Source organism: Zymomonas mobilis subsp. pomaceae ATCC 29192 (genome assembly GCF_000218875.1).
GTDB classification, from domain to species: domain Bacteria; phylum Pseudomonadota; class Alphaproteobacteria; order Sphingomonadales; family Sphingomonadaceae; genus Zymomonas; species Zymomonas pomaceae.
This window is the reverse complement of the sequence record NC_015709.1, coordinates 297,964-315,272: the sequence shown is the minus strand read 5'-3', so window position 1 is coordinate 315,272 and position 17,309 is coordinate 297,964. Positions and strand designations below refer to the sequence as shown.

General features: G+C 43.9%; 18 protein-coding genes and 1 tRNA gene. 10 read left to right on the top strand and 9 right to left on the bottom strand.

Annotated features, from left to right (window positions below; all coding sequences use genetic code 11):
* The first annotated feature begins 42 nt into the window (after positions 1–42).
* The 10 genes from ZYMOP_RS01420 (at position 43) to ZYMOP_RS01375 (ending at position 11,038) form a co-directional block, all read left to right on the top strand.
* Positions 43–1,527, top strand: coding sequence for a peptide MFS transporter (locus ZYMOP_RS01420; protein ID WP_013933579.1), 1,485 nt, complete (start codon positions 43–45; stop codon positions 1,525–1,527).
* 52 nt (positions 1,528–1,579) lie between these two features.
* On the top strand, positions 1,580–2,917 hold the full coding sequence (gene glmM, locus ZYMOP_RS01415) for a phosphoglucosamine mutase (protein ID WP_013933578.1): 1,338 nt from the start codon (positions 1,580–1,582) through the stop codon (positions 2,915–2,917).
* Positions 2,907–3,758: a bifunctional hydroxymethylpyrimidine kinase/phosphomethylpyrimidine kinase gene (gene thiD, locus ZYMOP_RS01410; protein WP_013933577.1), complete on the top strand. Its 852-nt coding sequence runs from the start codon at positions 2,907–2,909 to the stop codon at positions 3,756–3,758. The genes glmM and thiD overlap by 11 nt, the downstream gene beginning before the upstream one ends.
* Before the next feature lie 5 nt (positions 3,759–3,763).
* Complete coding sequence (locus ZYMOP_RS01405; RefSeq protein ID WP_013933576.1) at positions 3,764–4,417, top strand: ribonuclease HII; 654 nt, start codon at positions 3,764–3,766, stop codon at positions 4,415–4,417.
* Positions 4,418–4,598: 181 nt separating this feature from the next.
* The gene (locus ZYMOP_RS01400; RefSeq protein WP_013933575.1) at positions 4,599–5,747 is read left to right on the top strand and encodes a site-specific DNA-methyltransferase; all 1,149 of its coding nucleotides are present in this window, start codon (positions 4,599–4,601) and stop codon (positions 5,745–5,747) included.
* Positions 5,747–6,862, top strand: coding sequence for a dihydropteroate synthase (folP, locus tag ZYMOP_RS01395; protein ID WP_013933574.1), 1,116 nt, complete (start codon positions 5,747–5,749; stop codon positions 6,860–6,862). The genes ZYMOP_RS01400 and folP overlap by 1 nt, the downstream gene beginning before the upstream one ends.
* 209 nt (positions 6,863–7,071) lie before the next feature.
* Entirely contained in the window at positions 7,072–7,935 is an 864-nt protein-coding gene (locus ZYMOP_RS01390) for a bestrophin family protein (protein WP_013933573.1), read from the top strand.
* Between the two features lie 130 nt (positions 7,936–8,065).
* Positions 8,066–9,511, top strand: a complete 1,446-nt coding sequence (locus tag ZYMOP_RS01385; RefSeq protein ID WP_013933572.1) for an FAD-binding oxidoreductase — start codon at positions 8,066–8,068, stop codon at positions 9,509–9,511.
* Between the two features lie 200 nt (positions 9,512–9,711).
* Entirely contained in the window at positions 9,712–10,491 is a 780-nt protein-coding gene (locus ZYMOP_RS01380) for a SapC family protein (RefSeq protein WP_013933571.1), read from the top strand.
* Between the two features lie 109 nt (positions 10,492–10,600).
* Positions 10,601–11,038 (top strand): DUF4186 domain-containing protein, encoded by a 438-nt coding sequence (locus tag ZYMOP_RS01375; RefSeq protein WP_013933570.1) that lies wholly within the window; start codon positions 10,601–10,603, stop codon positions 11,036–11,038.
* 132 nt (positions 11,039–11,170) lie between these two features.
* Here ZYMOP_RS01375 and ZYMOP_RS01370 read toward each other — a convergent pair.
* The 9 genes from ZYMOP_RS01370 to ZYMOP_RS01330 all read right to left on the bottom strand — a co-directional run bounded on the left by ZYMOP_RS01370 (position 11,171) and on the right by ZYMOP_RS01330 (position 17,114).
* Positions 11,171–11,246 (bottom strand) — tRNA-Phe (locus tag ZYMOP_RS01370).
* A gap of 92 nt (positions 11,247–11,338) precedes the next feature.
* On the bottom strand, positions 11,339–11,539 hold the full coding sequence (yacG, locus tag ZYMOP_RS01365) for a DNA gyrase inhibitor YacG (RefSeq protein WP_013933569.1): 201 nt from the start codon (positions 11,537–11,539) through the stop codon (positions 11,339–11,341).
* 23 nt (positions 11,540–11,562) lie between these two features.
* Entirely contained in the window at positions 11,563–12,570 is a 1,008-nt protein-coding gene (locus tag ZYMOP_RS01360) for a hypothetical protein (RefSeq protein WP_013933568.1), read from the bottom strand.
* 3 nt (positions 12,571–12,573) lie between these two features.
* Positions 12,574–13,179 carry a Maf family protein gene (locus tag ZYMOP_RS01355; protein ID WP_013933567.1) on the bottom strand — a complete coding sequence of 202 codons (606 nt, stop codon included), beginning with the start codon at positions 13,177–13,179 and terminating at the stop codon, positions 12,574–12,576.
* Positions 13,180–13,184: 5 nt separating this feature from the next.
* A complete protein-coding gene (infA, locus tag ZYMOP_RS01350; protein ID WP_007403889.1) occupies positions 13,185–13,403 on the bottom strand; it encodes a translation initiation factor IF-1 in 219 nt (72 codons plus the stop codon).
* 224 nt (positions 13,404–13,627) lie between these two features.
* Positions 13,628–14,263: an ABC-type transport auxiliary lipoprotein family protein gene (locus ZYMOP_RS01345; RefSeq protein ID WP_013933566.1), complete on the bottom strand. Its 636-nt coding sequence runs from the start codon at positions 14,261–14,263 to the stop codon at positions 13,628–13,630.
* 4 nt (positions 14,264–14,267) lie between these two features.
* Positions 14,268–15,215, bottom strand: coding sequence for an MlaD family protein (locus ZYMOP_RS01340; protein WP_013933565.1), 948 nt, complete (start codon positions 15,213–15,215; stop codon positions 14,268–14,270).
* A gap of 10 nt (positions 15,216–15,225) precedes the next feature.
* A complete protein-coding gene (locus tag ZYMOP_RS01335; protein WP_013933564.1) occupies positions 15,226–16,017 on the bottom strand; it encodes an ABC transporter ATP-binding protein in 792 nt (263 codons plus the stop codon).
* Positions 16,014–17,114: an ABC transporter permease gene (locus ZYMOP_RS01330; protein ID WP_013933563.1), complete on the bottom strand. Its 1,101-nt coding sequence runs from the start codon at positions 17,112–17,114 to the stop codon at positions 16,014–16,016. The genes ZYMOP_RS01335 and ZYMOP_RS01330 overlap by 4 nt, the downstream gene beginning before the upstream one ends.
* Between the last annotated feature and the right edge of the window lie 195 nt (positions 17,115–17,309).

Here is a 17,309-nt window from a genome sequence, read left to right as displayed (position 1 = left end):
AACAATTTTGCTACCTCTCTTGTAGAGACAAGGGGTAGACTATTGCAGAATAACAGACTTTCAGAAAAAACATTTATAGGGCACCCAGCAGGTTTATTTCTGCTGTTCTTTACCGAAATGTGGGAACGTTTTTCTTTTTATGGGATGCGTGCTCTTCTTATATTCTATTTGACCAAACATTTTTTATTTAGTGATGATAAATCTTACGCTATTTATGCATCCTATGCCTCTTTAGTATACATAACACCGGTTATCGGCGGCTTTATTGCAGATAAATTATTGGGTGGTCGTAAAGCCGTCCTTTATGGCGCTATTCTTATCACGATAGGTCATTTTTTAATGGGGTTTGAAGGCCCCAAAGAAGGTAGTGCGCTGGCCGTTAATTGTTTTTATATAGCACTGGCCTTTATTATTGTCGGGACAGGCTTTTTGAAGGGCAATATATCCGCCATTGTCGGGTCACTTTATGATTACCAAGACTTAAGGCGTGATGCGGCTTTCACAATTTTTTATATGGGTATCAATCTTGGGGGCGCGTTGGGGCCTTTGGCGTGCGGATATATCGGTGAAAAATATGGCTGGCGCTATGGTTTTGGGCTTGCCGGTATCGGTATGGCTATCGGGCTTATTATTTTTATAGTCTGTCGCCCACTTCTGAAAGGCAAAGGTGAAGCGCCTTCATCTGTCTTGTTAAGACAGCGTATTTTCGGTATTTCCCGAGAATATTGGATATATATTCTTGGGCTGGCGGCTATAATGCTTTCGGCTTTACTGCTTCATTATCATCAGATTATTGGCCAGTTATTAGGCGTCATCGGCGTTGTTCTGGTGGGCTATATTATATGGCAGGCAGTAGGGTTATCTTCGATAGCGCGTGATCGCCTCTTTGCTGCGTTACTCTTGATGGTTGGCTCCGTTGCCTTCTGGTCATTATTTGAACAAGCGGGCTCATCCCTTAATATGTTTACCGATCGTTATACGGATCGCCATATTTTTGGCATTGAGATTGCGACCTCAATGTTCCAGTCGCTTAATTCGATTTATATTATTTTATTAGCGCCCTTGGCCGCTATGCTTTGGACTTTTTTAGGCAAATATAACCGTGAGCCGTCTACTTTTTTCAAATTCGGTTTAGGGTTAATTGGGCTGGGTACTGGATTTCTTGTCTTGGTAGCAGGTAGCTACGCTGCAAAACAAGGTTTCGTTCCTGTTCTTTTCATCTTTCTGATTTATCTATGCCACACTATCGGTGAATTGTGCCTATCCCCTGTCGGATTATCGGCTGTTACTAAATTATCGCCCAGCAATATGACCGGATTAATGGTCGGGACATGGTTTTTCTCAACTGCCTTTGGTGAATATGGAGCGGGTCTGATTGCTCGTTTAACAAGTGCGGGAGCAGAAGATGGCTTTCACAATATTGTGTATGTTTATTCTTCTATCGGTTGGCTTTCCGTTGTATCTGGCGGAGTCATACTCCTTATTTCGCCTTTTCTAAAACGTCTGTTACATGAAAGGCTGGATTAAGGTTCCTGTTTTAAAGTCGAGCTATTAATATCTGAAAGGATGGTAATCGCGTATGTCGCGGCAATATTTTGGAACGGACGGTATTCGCGGTTGCACGAACCAATCCCCAATGACAGCCGATGTCGCTATGAAGGTAGGACAAGCAGCAGGGGCTTATTTCACCCGTGGCCCCCACCGTCATCGCGTCCTTATCGGAAAAGATACGCGTCTTTCTGGCTACATGGTAGAATCAGCACTTATGGCTGGCTTTACCAGTGTCGGCATGGATGTCGTTTTGGTTGGGCCGTTACCCACACCGGGTGTCGCCCTTCTTACCCGTTCCATGCGGGCCGATTTGGGCGTCATGATTTCGGCTAGTCATAACCCGTTTTACGATAACGGCATCAAATTATTTGGCCCCAGCGGGTATAAGCTTTCAGAAGAAGATGAAGCCGCGATAGAGGCTGCCATTGATCAACCGCCAGTATTGGCGACGCCTGCTAATATTGGGCGTGCCAGACGTATTGATGACGCCCAAGGCCGTTATATTCACGCAGTGAAATCCAGCTTTCCAGAATCCTTAAAACTGAATAAACTACGGCTAGTGCTCGATTGCGCTAATGGTGCGGCCTATCAAGTAGCACCGGCTGTGTTATGGGAATTAGGAGCAGAGGTTGTAACCCTCGGGGTTTCACCGAATGGTCTTAACATCAATGATCATTGCGGATCGACAGACCCTTCTGCTTTACAGGCCAAGGTGCTTGAAACGCGTGCCGATTTAGGCATTGCACTTGATGGTGATGCGGATCGTCTCATTATCGTGGATGAAAAAGGTCAGATCGTTGATGGCGATCAAATTATGGCCCTGATTGCTACTTCGGCGCGCCGGCGTAACTTGTTACAAGGCGATAGCGTGGTAGCAACGGTTATGTCTAATCTGGGTCTGGAACGTTATCTATCGCGTCTGGGTATCAATCTGCTTCGTACCAAGGTAGGTGATCGCCATGTTGTCGAGGCAATGCGGGCAGGGGGCTATACCGTCGGCGGTGAACAATCTGGCCATATTATTTTATCTTATCATGCGACGACCGGTGATGGCTTAGTCGCCGCGCTTCAAGTTCTAGCGGATCTTGTCCAAAGTGAGAAAAAGGCAAGCGAATTGTTGCATGTATTCGATCCTATGCCGCAACTTCTAAAAAATGTTCGTTATACAGGGGGCGAACCCTTGGAAAATGAAACGGTTTGTCAGGCTATTTCTGAAGCTGAAGAAACGCTTCATGGCAAAGGGCGACTGCTTATTCGTAAGTCAGGAACAGAACCTTTAATCCGTGTTATGGCCGAAGCCGAAGATAAAGAACTTATTCATCATATTGTCGATCATATCTGTGATACTGTACGCCGTGCCGCATAAAACCCCTAAAATCGATATAGATAAACCCGCCAGAATTTTAAGCATAGCGGGGTCGGACTCTGGTGGAGGTGCCGGAATTCAGGCGGATATTCGCACCATTACAATGTTGGGCGGTCATGCCATGACAGCTATTACAGCCCTGACTGCCCAAAATACCCAAGGTGTGACGGCTATTCATACGATACCTTGTGAAATTGTCGTTGCCCAAATCAAAGCTGTTTTTGAAGATATTGGTATATCTGCTATCAAAATCGGTATGATCGGTTCCGGCGACATTGCGAGGGAAGTAGCTGATTGTTTAGCCAGTTGCCCCGAAATACCGGTTGTTCTTGATCCGGTTATGGTAGCGACCAGTGGTTCTCATCTGGCTGATGATGAAACGATAGCCGCTTTTGATCGACTGATGCGCCGTGCTGATCTGATTACACCCAATATTCCCGAGCTTGAAATTCTGGGTGAAGTTATCCTGGACTCTGGGGCTCAAATTATAGAGGCAGCACAGAAACTCGCTCAAAAATATGATTGTCCTATTTTAGCCAAGGGGGGACATGCCAAGGGTGCACAGCTGATTGATCGCTTGATATGGCCAGATGGTCATTTAGTAGAATGGCAGGGAGCGCGAATTTTAACTGAAAATACGCATGGCACGGGCTGTAGTTTATCGAGTGCTATTGCGACCTCTCTTGGACAAGGGATGACTTTGGAAGAGGCCGTAAACAGAGGCCGTTCCTATGTTCGGGCAGCGCTAGAAAACGCACCCGATTTAGGAAAGGGGCAGGGCCCTATTGGTCATACCCTTGGTATTAGTGCGTTTGACCGCTGGTTTCTTGAAAGTAATTAAATACCGTGAGCCCTATTAAAAACATAACTAAAAAGACGATTATTCTGCCTGATTTGGCTTTTGAAAATGCGATAGATGGCCCTGTATTCGGTGTTGATGAAGTGGGAAGAGGCCCCTTGGCTGGCCCTGTTATGGCTGGGGCAGCGCTTCTTAATAAAGAAGATATTCCTGTAGGAATTAATGATTCCAAAAAACTAACTTTTAGACGTCGCCAATTATTGTCAGATCAACTGCATGAACATGCCGTCTATGCAACAGCCTTGGTGGACGTTGCCGATATTGATCGCATCAACATCCGACAGGCCAGCCTCTTGGCTATGAAGCGGGCCGTAAAAGCGCTTATAACGAAAACAGGGATAAAACCGGCCTGTATTCTTGTTGATGGATGCGACCTACCGGACTGGCCATGGCCATCGCAGACGATTATTGGCGGTGATCGGCTTTCCTTATCTATAGCAGCGGCTTCTGTTCTAGCGAAAGTTGAACGCGATCATCTGATGATAGAAGAAAGTCAGCGGTGGCCAGGTTATGGCTGGGAACATAATATGGGATATGGCACAAAACAACATCGGGACGCTATTTGGACATTGGGGCCTACGCCGCTTCACCGATGTAGTTTTTCGCCCATTCGTGATTATTTAGAACAAAAATCGAGGTAATACGCTCGCTTTAAAGATTCGTTTTTTAAGTATCGCTTCTAATAAGTGTTATTTTTTATTGATGCTTCTATCTAATCTGAAAATATATTCAGCAATTTTTATTTTTTATAGCTCAGCCTCTTGACCCCAAAGTCCCGTTGAATCACAGTGGAGTAGGATTTTTGTAGAAGGATCAATTTTTATGCGCCTTGCCGAATGTCCATCACGCATTAGCGAAGAAAACATCGGAGGCGATAAGGATTTGTCTAATTCTGGAACGCTCCCTTTAGACCAAATCCTTGAGGGGGATTGTATCCGTATTCTGCAATCTTTGCCGGATAATTCAGTTGATCTTATCTTTGCCGATCCTCCTTACAATCTTCAGCTAAGTGGTGATTTATTCCGGCCTGAAGGGGGGCGGGTCGATGCCGTTGATAATGCTTGGGATAAATTCGATACTTTTGCGGCCTATGACCGTTTTACAAGACTGTGGTTGAAAGAAGCCCGCCGTGTATTGAAAGAAGATGGTACTATCTGGGTCATTGGGAGCTACCATAATATTTTTCGCGTAGGCACCGTCTTACAGGATGAAGGCTATTGGATTCTCAATGATATTATTTGGCGAAAATCCAATCCAATGCCTAATTTTAAAGGGCGACGGTTTACAAATGCCCATGAAACTTTAATCTGGGCGGCAAAATCCGATAAATCCCGATACACTTTTAATTATGCCTCGTTAAAAACCTTCAATGATGATCTTCAAATGCGCTCGGATTGGATATTACCTATCTGTGCAGGTAGTGAAAGATTGAAGGATGAAGAAGGTCATAAAATCCATCCCACACAGAAACCGGAAGCCTTACTTTATCGTATTTTATTGGCTTCATCCCAGCCTGATGATGTTATCCTAGACCCTTTCTTTGGTACGGGGACAACTGGGGTAGTTTCCCAGTATTTAAGACGGCATTGGATCGGTATAGAGCGAGAACCCACCTATATTAAGGCTGCCAGTGCCCGAATAAGTAAGGTCCAGCCTTTTGACGAAGATCTGATGACCCGTTTCCCTGATCGTCGGAAACAGCCGCGTGTGACGTTTGGATCTCTGATAGAACGGGGCATTATTCGCCCCGGATTAGAACTGTATGATAGCCGTCGTCGTTTTAAAGCCATCGTCGGCATAGATGGCGCTTTAAGGTCTGGTGATGGGCGCATCGGCTCTATTCATAAATTAGGCGCACAGATTCAAGAGGCTGTCTCTTGTAATGGATGGATTTTCTGGCATTTTGAAGAAGAACAGACTTTATTGCCCTTAGATATTTTGCGACAGCGTTATATTGCTGAGACTTTGTAATGTCCGATTTTTTTAAAAATATCCAAGATAAGGCTTATTCTGATATTCGGCTATATCTTTGCCCGACTGCCTTTATCAACGCACCTATGGTGCCTTCTGGTGTCAGTTTCCGCTTGGCCGGGGGCTTAAAATGGTTCGGAGCGTTTTCTGTTATAACAGTGGTCAAAAATGAAGTCATTCAGGATCGGATTATCCCAGCCGCCGACATCAACAATTTTCTAAATAGTTTGCCGCCAGAATTACAATTACAAGCTTATAAAATCATTTCACGTATCGTTTCACCTAGAGCCTCCCTTAAATTGGGCACGCATGAAATAAAGCTGGATCAGCCCCATGTTGTAGGGATTCTTAATGTCACGCCCGATAGTTTTTCTGATGGGGGACGTTATCAAAACAGTGTCGAACAAGCCTGTGATTCAGCAAGAACCATGATGAAGCAGGGGGCTTCTTTAATTGACCTTGGAGGGGAATCTACCCGTCCCGGCGCAAAAGAGATTTCGGAAACTGAAGAAAAAAAACGCGTATTACCCGTGGTTAAGGCATTATTGAAAGAGTCGATACCTCTTTCAATCGACACACGAAAAGCTTCGGTGATAAAAGCAGTATGGAAGAAAACACCCGCTATTTTTAATGATGTATCCGCTCTTAGCTGGGATTCCCAATCCTTAAAAATAGCTGCAGAAAGTAAGTATCCCGTTATTTTGATGCATCATTGCGGTAACCCCGAAGTGATGCAGAAGAATCCAGTCTATAATAATGTTTTAATAGAAGTGTATGACTGGTTAGAACAACGTATTGCTATTGCAGAAGCCGCCGGTATTGAACGTCATCGTATTATTCTTGATCCCGGTATTGGTTTTGGTAAAAATCTTCAACATAATCTCGAGTTAATTCGCGGGATTGCTCTATTTCATGGCTTAGGTTGCCCGTTAATGCTTGGAGCAAGCCGGAAGAAATTGATTTTAGCTTTTGCAGGGGATAGCCCACCGCAAGAAAGATTGGGTGGGTCTTTAGCGATCGCCTTGGATGCCGCTGATAAAGGCGTACAGTTACTACGGGTGCACGATGTTAAAGATACGGCACAAGCTCTAGCGGTCTGGCAAGCGTTACATTAAATAACACGTTACAGAAATTTAAATTTAAATGTATTATTGATAATTTTTATAATACTTATAAAAATAACCCCATGAAAATAGGCTTTAATGTTTAACCTATATTCATCAAAATCTTATTAATTTATCACCCTTTTAGGGAAGGCGTTAAGGCCATTCCCTATCGCCTTACATTCTAAGTTTTGTTCAATATTCCTATCGAAAGGACTTTTGTGAATTCTCTTCGCCAGCGGTTTGCTCATACCAAAGACATTTTTTCTTATGTGGGCCCCTCTCTATTAATTTTACTGGCTTGGGATATCCTAATTACAGCACTCTATCTTTATGATCCCGAATGGGCTTTGTGGATGGATGTGCCGACGGCACCTACTACGATTCTGGGTTCGGCCCTAATCCTTTTTATCGGTTTTTCAACGAATAGTGCCTATGCGCGCTGGTGGGATGCCCGCGGATTATGGGGGCTAATGAATAATAATTCCCGAAATTTTGCTCGGGAAGTCGAAATGATTATTAAAGATGACCAGCAGAAAAAAAATCTGGTGTATCGTCATATAGCCTATGTGCATGCTTTGCGTTGCCGTTTATTTGATCAATCACCATGGCAGGATATTACGCCTTTTTTACCACAGGAAGAAAGAGAAGCTCTGAAAGAAGCGAATAATGCGCCTAATCTTATTTTATTGGAAACAGGACGCCAAATAGCGGCTATTGCTAAAAAAGAAGCTTTGGATACTATCCAAATTCAGACGCTTGAAACAACGCTGTCGGCTATTTCTCATGCTCAAGGGGGCATGGAAAAAATTAAATCTACGCCGCTGCCCCATCAATATACATTCTTTCCTATGCTTTTTATTGAGTTCTTTTGTATTCTTCTGCCTATTAGTGCTGTCGATACTTTGGGTATTGCTACGCCCTTAGCGACTACTATTGTCGGATTTTTGCTATTCATTCTCAATCGTTTAGGAAAAGATATGCAAAGTCCTTTTTCGCTTCAGTCAGCAAACTGTCTTCCACTGGACGACATAACTGCCATGATTGAAACAGATCAGTTGCAAGGTTTGACTTGGCTTAAATAAAGTTGCAAAGTCTGCCGCTGTATTAAATTAAAACCTCAATATCCTTCTACTTTGGCAGATTATGATTTCTCCTTTTTAAGGTGAACCCAACTCACATTCTGCATAGTAGCCTTATTCTATGGAGATTATGATGCCTCATCATCCAGATGAAGCTTTGCTTGGCAAGCTGGAAACGCTCTTGGGCGCAGAAGGGTTTACCAAAGATCCAACCGTCATGGCTTCTTTTCTCGAAGACTGGCGCGGCAAGTTACGTGGTAATGCAGCAGCGCTCCTTTCTCCTGCGACTAAAGAAGACGTTGTTGCTATTATGAAGCTGGCTTATGAAGCGGGTGTCCCCGTGGTGCCGCAAGGCGGTAATAGTTCTACAGTAGGGGGGGCCACGCCTTCTAAAGAAGGTAACGCGCTCTTACTCTCGACAAGACGCTTGAATGCTATTCGTTCTATTTCTCCTGAAGAAAGCTGTGCGACTGTCGAAGCCGGTGTTATTTTATCAGCCCTTCACGAGGCCGCAGACAAACATAATTTACGCTTCCCACTCAATATCGCCTCTAAAGATATGGCAACAGTAGGGGGGTTAATCTCTACTAATGCAGGGGGATCGCATGTATTACGTTTTGGCCCTATGCGGGCCTCTGTATTGGGCATTGAAGCCGTCTTTCCTGATGGGTCATTACTAGAAAATATTTTGCCTTTAAGGAAAGACAATCAAGGCTATGACCTACGTCAGCTTTTAGCAGGGGCTGAAGGCACCCTTGGGGTTATTACAGCGGCCAGCTTACGGCTTATGCCCAAACCTCGCTTACGGACTGTTATGTGGGTAGGGGTTGCCTCTCCATCAGCAGCCTTGACTTTACTTCGCCGGTTAGAGAAGGAAAGTGGTGAAGCGGTTGAAGTTTTCGAGTTAATGGAATCCAGCTTGATTGATCTGGTTCTAAAACATATTCCGGATACACAGCTTCCTACGGAAAAAGAATATCCTTGGTATGTCTTGATAGAAGCTACAGCCATTACAGAAGGTTTCGACCTCGAAACAGCAATGATTAATATTTTAGCTGATGCTACAGAAGCCGAAGAAATTCTTGAAGCGGTTGTTGCTCAGAATGAAACACAGGCCTGTAAACTTTGGAAATTAAGGGAAACCATCCCGTTAGCAGAAAGAACTGAAGGTTTTGCAGTTAAGCATGACATTTCAGTACCCGTCGGCGCGATGCCTTCCTTCATTGAGAACGAAAGCATTGCTATCGAAAAACGCTTCGCCGGATGTACGGTATTGACCTTCGGCCATCTTGGTGATGGTAACGTTCATTTTAATGTCTGTCCGCCCAAAGATATTCCCAATCAGTTGGAATGGGTCGAAAAAGACGGCATCGAAGTTTCTCGTTTCGTTTACGAAAGAGTAATGGCTGTTGGTGGCGCGATCTCGGCAGAACATGGTATTGGACAGACTAAATTGGCTGATTTCATGCAATTCGGAAACAAAACAAAAATAAAGGCGCTAAAGGCTATAAAAAAGGCCCTTGATCCGCATGCTATCATGAATCCGGGTAAGTTATTGCCTGTAGATAGCGCTGATTAATCGTCATAAAAAGCCACAGTTGGTAATAAATTTCTATTTCTAGTTTGATTATACCATAAGAAAATATTTTTGTAATTTATCGTTATAATGTCATGTGTCATGTGTCATGTGTCATGTGTCATGTGTCATAGGCATTTTTGTCCTCTGATTTTTTCAGGCAGTCATCGAATTTTATTTTCACTATTAGGAGCAGAAAACGAATGGCTTCAAAGCCAAGCAATGCTTTACCGGTGCTTTACAATGATCTTATCCCGATTTCACGGCATGATCATAAAAATTGGCGCTTCCGGTTACAAGATAAACTGCCTTTTATGTCGGATATCCATGCGATCCCACTGGCTGTTGAAGAGTTCGCTTTAGCTCAGCGCAGTTTTCCGATTGTTTTCTCTGCAGGTCCTAACCCTGTACCTTTAGCGCTTATGGGGCTGAATGACGGGATTAACGTCTTTTTCGATGAAGAAGGTAATCCCCGCGAAACACATATTTATTTACCGGCTTATATTCGCCGCTATCCTTTTATGTTGGCCAAACTTAATCCGGATAGTGAGGATATGTCCTTATGTGTTGATCCTACTCGGGGCATGGTCGGTGAATTCGAGGACGGAGAGGCTTTATTTGATGGCGATGAACCAAGCGAGTTTACTAAAAACATTTTAGGTTTTTGTGAACAGTTTGCCGTTTCAGCGCAACGCACTACTGACTTTGTCGCCGAACTTATTGAACATAAGCTGTTGATTGATGGAGAAGTCGCCATACAACCCAAGGGCGCGCCACAGCCTTATGTTTACCGCAGTTTTCAGATTATTTCTGAAGAACGGTTACAGGACTTACGAGGGGATGTTCTCCGTAAAATGGTGAAGTCTGGATTCTTACCTTTAGTCTATGCGCATCTTATGTCACTGTCTTTGACACAGGATATTTTCGAGCGCCAGGCTATATTAGGTAAAATTCCACCTGCCTCAAATACAGTGCAATCATAATCTAAAAAACTAATCAGTATAGGAACGAGGCGGCTAGTAATTTTTCTATTAGCCGCCTTCTTTTTAAGTTTAACTCGGCAAAAAAGATCATCAATGCTATTCATAACAAATGGAAGATTCTCTTGTTCTGCTGTTCAAGCGTTTAGGTCGCTCCTCTTTTCGTAGGAGGTTCCGGCTTGGTTTTAAAGAAAAACAATATTTTGTTTCTAAGGGGCGGTCGGTTATTCTAGAGCACGGAAAAGATTTTATTGAAAAGCGATTAGCCCCCGCTACGATCTCGAATGATGGGAAGCAAACCCCTTACAAGGGGCATCCTGTTTTTTTAGCGCAACATGCTACAGGGACCTGTTGTCGAGGATGCCTTCATAAATGGCATAATATCGAGCCAGACAAAACGCTTACCGAAGATGAACAACGTTATATTTTAAAGATATTAGCCTATTGGCTTGATCAACAGATCACACCGGAAGATAGCCATCTATTACAGCGTTTTTCAGCCGAAACACCCAAATCCTTAACGGATACCAAGCAGGGTAATCTTTTTTAAAGAGAACAGACAAAAAAAGACGATAAAACGACTGTTTATCCTCAAACAAGAATAGAATTTTCTCTGAAAAGGAAGATGAAATTTATTAAAATAGGGCTAGCTTTGAAATGAACACCCTATAGCTTTTAATTATGGTGCCCAGGGACGGAATCGAACCGCCGACACTGTGATTTTCAGTCACATGCTCTACCGACTGAGCTACCTGGGCCAAGACTTGTTCGTCTTGTCTGGAGTGGGCGTATAAAAATGAATTGCGATCTTGTCCAGTATTTTTTTCTTTTTTCTTAAATATCTGATAATTTAATCAAATACTTCATCTTCTTCTTGCGTAGATCGTCCCGGTAAACGGTAGGCATCGCCCAACCAATTCAGCAAATCACGGTCACGGCATCCTCGGCTACAAAAAGGACGGAATTCTCTTTCAGAAGGCTTTCCACAAATAGGGCACCGACTATTCAAAGAAGGTTTATTCTCTATCAATGGCTTTTTCTTATTTTTCATCGTTTTTCCCTAAAAATAGATAATCAGGGAAATTCTACCCCGACATCACTTTCATATATTGAACGTAGTGGCTCGGGGTGCAACACTATCTCAGCCGCTGTTAAACGCGTTAAGGCCTTAATCCATTCGGGATGGCGCTCTAAATAATCTATTACAAGCGATGATGCTGTTAAGGTGCGTTTACCAGCTCCTTTTGCACGACTAGCCTGACGCAACAATTGGCGAGCTCTGTGTGCAATCGGCTGAGCGGCAATCTGTTCTGGCAAAGAAGGGCGTCTTTTGGGTCGAATGATTTGCAAAAATCCAAAACCATTAACCCCGGTTCGGTCAAAGGGAGGAGGAAGATACTTATCGATCCATTCTGCGACTTTCTGACGGGCGGCTTTGCCGGATAGACCGGGTAAGTCCAGTCCGATAGATCCCCCTATATCAAAGCAAGTAATCGCTTTTGCGGCCGCTTCTGTACCTTTTAACGCAAGATCAAGCGCTTCTAAATGGCCATCTATATCAAACAAAGTCAGGGCAGGGGTTAACGCCATACGCAGACGCCCCCCTGAAAAATCAATATCGCCTGTATAAGCCTGTTCGATAATTTCAGACCAACCCGCATTTTCTAAACGATCAAATTGATGGGCGGATTGATAGCTAACCGGATAACCCCGCGCTTTAATACGCTCTTCAAGCGTTAATCCGGCCTGTATAGGCGTATCAGACGTAACCGCACGTGCATGAGGGGGTTTTATAATACCACGTTCAAAAACTCTCTCACGCGTAATTTCAACCCGTATAGAGCTACCTTGAGTGATCTGTCTTGGTACGCCATTGACCCAGATAGCTTGGTCATCCTCTGTGACAGCCAGAGCCCGACCTGTTGCATTCGTTATCTGACTAAGCCTGACATCTAAAATGCTACCTGCTCGAATAATCTGTTCTTCGGGGTCGATACGGGCTTTGACGATCTCGCCATCCGAAAATAACGCAGCCCGTGTTTCACCAATACCTTTTTCGATAATCCATTCGTAACAAGGCATAAGTTAAAGCTTATCAATACAATCTTGAGAAGCAGAGCCAAGATACCCTGCACTTATTAAAAGGTGGCGCGTCTCATAAAGGGGTAACCCCATTACAGCAGAATGACTACCCGCCAGAAAGCGGATGAAAGCTTCAGCATAGCCTTGAATAGCATAGCCTCCCGCTTTATCTCGCCATTCTTTGCTTGTAATATAGTCATCAATTTCTTGTGTACTAAGACGCTTAAAGGTGACCACATTAGAAGACACCCTCAGAACAGAAGAGTCTGTGCCGTTTTTAAGCACAACAGCCGTTAAAACGCGATGTCTGCGTCCTGATAACAATTTGAGATAATGGCGCGCCTGATGCGCGTCTTCTGCCTTAGGAAGAATCCGTCTTCCTACCGCAACAACGGTATCCGCCGCCAAAATCACACTATCGGGATAGCGAACGGCGGTCTGTTCAGCCTTTTCCATCGCCATACGTTTGACATAGACGAGGGGGAGCTCATCCCTTCTAGGCGTTTCATCAATATCAGCAGGTTCTACGAAGTCCGGTTTTATACCGATACGCGCTAGCAATGCCAGTCGTCTAGGACTGGCAGAGGCAAGAACAAGGGGTGATGCCATAAAATTTATTTAAAGCGATAGGTGATCCGCCCTTTGGTCAGATCATAAGGGGTTAGTTCAACTAAAACTTCGTCCCCTACCAAGACACGAATACGATTTTTCCGCATCTTGCCAGCCGTATGGCCTAAGATTTCATGATCATTTTCTAATTGAACACGAAACATCGCGTTAGGAAGCAATTCCACAACGCGACCACGCATTTCGAGCAATTCTTCTTTTGCCAAATGAAGCCTCTTTATTTCTAAACTACAGAGTATAACTTTTTGTTATAGCCTATGATAATTTCAAGATTATTCGCCGGATTTTTTAGCATTATGCTTCTTAAAAAGGATAATATGCAAAAATGATAGAAATCCAGATCAGCCCCGATATAATATTATCAAGGCCAAATGCGCTCTTAACGCTATAACGCACAAAAAGAAAGAAGCGATCCCAAAAAAGCCATTGTTTATGATGCCGCGGGAGCTACAGCTTGCTGGTCCAACCAACTAGCCACTTGGTCAGCGAGCTGATTGGACGCTTTGTTAAGGGCTGCTGCGACATTGACAGCATCCTGCTGCTTTATATCTTGCCGTACTTCAAACCGATGGCTTATCACATCTTCACTTTGCCTGGTCTTATTATCAACGCCGCTGAAAAAGGCCTCATAGGTAATAACAACCTGATGATGTACCGCATCTAATCCAAAAGCCGATAAGGTGCCTGACAAACGATAACCCGGCACAACGGCTGTCCGATAACTAACAATCATAAAACGATTATGATGCGCGATAGTATCAGACAGTAAACTACTAAAGAGACGGGAAGGTAAATCTACCCATACCCCATCCGTTAAATAAGCAATGGTTGTTGGACTAGTCGTAACCGGAATACGCGTTACTTTTAATTCTGCCGGCACGGACGGCGGCGAAACCAGCAAAAGAGGCTTATTCTGAGAGGAAACATTACTGTTTACAGCCCCCTCCACAGCAGGTGTCAATGTTAATAAATTTTTGGGTGGTGTCCGATTGCCAATATTGACACAGCCAGACACCATCAGGGCAGCCATAGGAAGTATCAGGGCTGAGCGATAACGAAAATCCATAATACTAATCCTTAGGCTTGTAATCAGGTAACGGGCGTCCTCTAATCATTCCCTCAGCGCCGTTCTGGTTGAGACGATCCGTTAATGCGGACATGTTGCCAATCATATCATGCAAATCATTTATCAACTGATCAAATTGAGGCATCGTTTCGTTAGAGAAGTGATGAACACCCGGACGAGCATCAATCAGCATTGCATTAAGATTTTGCATACTGTCACGCGCCGCCATTACGGTTTCTTTCAAATGGGCCGTCGCCGGATGAATATCCTGTTTAACGGTATCATTTGTAGTCTGTGCCAAATCTGCGATCTGGTGGCCTGCATCTCCTAAATTGACCAAAGCATGATGTGTATCATCAAGAATTTGCCGAATTTTAGGCGATTGTCCTGCCATTGTTGCAGAAAGCGTATTCATATTATCTAAAATACGAGCAATCGAGCGCTGATTATGATCGTTGAGAAGATCACTCATTCTTTCAGTTAAGGTTGTAATCCGTTCCAACAGCTGGGGCGCACTATTCAATATCTGCCCCAAAGCGCCAGGTTTGGTCGGAATAACGGGAACCCCAAAAGGCCCTTGATTCTCAATCGGTTTTGCGCCGGCGACACCACCCGCCAAGGTAATTTGATTAACCCCTGTAAATCCGACACTAGACATCGTTGCAGTGGTACCTTGGAGAACAGGCGTATCCGCATTAAGAATAATTCTTACACGAACAAAATCGGGATCTTTGGGTAATAATTTAATCTCTTTTACTTGTCCTGAAGGAACACCGGAATAGGTAACGGTGCTGCCTTTGGTCAGGCCATCGACGGATTGATGAAAAAAGATATCATATAATCGTGTCTCATTACCGGAAATACGGCCTACCCAGATAAGCACAGCGGCAATTAAAGCCAGTAATAGCAGCGTAACACTACCAACGAGGATATAATTGGAGCGGGTTTCCATCGTCTGTTCCTTATGCTCCTGTCTTTCTGGCATCGTAGGATTCCGCCGCTGCCCGACCACGAGGCCCATTAAAGTAGCGTTTTATCCAAGGATGATCGAGCTTAGCTAAATTCTCGACCGAATCGATAGCAATAACCTTTTTGTCGGCTAGTACCGCGACGCGATCACAAATATTGTAAAGGCTATCGAGATCATGGGTGATCATAAACACGGTCAATCCCAGCATCTGACGTAATCCCAAGATCAAGGCGTCAATAGCATCTGCACTAACGGGATCAAGACCGGAGGTGGGTTCATCTAAAAATAACAAATCGGGATCAAGCGCTAAAGCACGGGATAATCCGGCGCGTTTTCGCATCCCCCCAGAAAGTTCAGAGTTATATTTTATACCGGCCTCTTCCGGTAAATCAGTCATAGCAATTTTATAAGAGGCAATCTCATTTAAGAGTGATTGGTCAAGATCTGGATAATACTCTCGTAAGGGGACTTGAATGTTTTCAATAATATTCAAGGTTGAGAATAAAGCACTTTCCTGAAACAAAACGCCCCAATGTCTGCTAACCATACGCAACGTCAAAATATCTTGGCCTAATATTTCATGACCCAAAACCTCGATTGAACCCGCAGAGGGTTTCTGTAAACCGATGATGGAACGCATTAAAACAGACTTACCGCTACCGGAACCTCCGACGAGGCCCAGTATCTCACCGCGTTTGACACTGAGATCAAGGTTTTCGTGAACAACCTGAGTACCAAAACTGTTCTTTAGACCGCGTATTTTTATAACGTCAGAATCGCTCATACCCAGCCTATCTCGGAAAAGAATACTGCAAAGAAGGCATCAAGAACGATTACCAGAAAAATAGAATGAACAACGGCTTTTGTCGTACAGCGTCCCAATTGTTCCGCATTGCCTTTAACCTGAGTACCTTGAAAACAGCCGGTTATTGAAATCAATGCCCCAAAGATAGGCGCTTTAATCAAGCCGACGGCAATATCTGTATAGGGAATAACCTCCCGTAAGCGGGTAATAAAAGTAGCCGGAGGAATTTCAAGAGAAGTCCAACAGAGTAAACCACCGCCCAAAATAGCCGCTATGGTGGCATAAAAGCCCAATAAAGGCATCATAAAAATACTGGCAATAAATCGCGGTACAACCAATGTTTCCATAGGCGATACACCAATAATGCGCATCGCATCAATTTCTTCCGCCAAATTCATAGAACCAATTTCTGCGGCGAAAGCCGATCCTGAACGGCCAGCAATCATAATTGCGGTCATCAAAACCCCTAATTCGCGAAAGGAAATTCGGCCAACAAGATTAATACTATAAATTTCTGCGCCAAATTGGCGAAGCTGTACAGCGCCTTGCTGGGCAATAACGACCCCGACAAGTATGCTCATCAAGCCAACAATCGCAATAGCATTAACACCAACAGATTCCAGTTGGCATGAAGTAGCGGTAAGCCGCAAACGGCTTGGATGACGAATAATATGCCAAAGGCTTAGTAGAAGCGCTCCAAAAAAATTAATTAAGCCAACCGTTGTTTTCCATACCTGTACTATATTTTTACCGGTACTGCTCAAAACATAGACTAGAGGCGATATTGGTTCAGGAGGATTGGCTAGAGGATAGTCATAATGCGCTATTCTATCCAGAATATGCGTTATAGCCGTATCCGCTCCCTTGATTTCAGCTTTGGTATCTTTGGCCAGTTTGTGAACAACCCAAGCACCCGCTGTATCCATTCGGTGAAGATCAGAAAGATCTATCACTTTTACCGAGGAAAATGTTTTCAGCTTATCGGATAAGCTTTCTATATCCGAAAGTGTCAGAGAGCCCCTTAAGGCTAGCTGATCGCCCTCTCTATTAAAGCTAAAATCATCAGAACCTGTCATGTCGGACGAACCATGAGCCAGAACGACACAAACGGCAAGAGGGGAGCACGTAGAAAACTTTTAATAAGTACTGGCAAAAAAATTAAAATTAGAAATGAAAATCGGATTTTTATCTTCAAAAAGGATAGAAAAAAGCCCCAAAAAATGGGGCTTTCTCCAAAAATAATTTAAAATTTATAAAAACTTATACAGTAA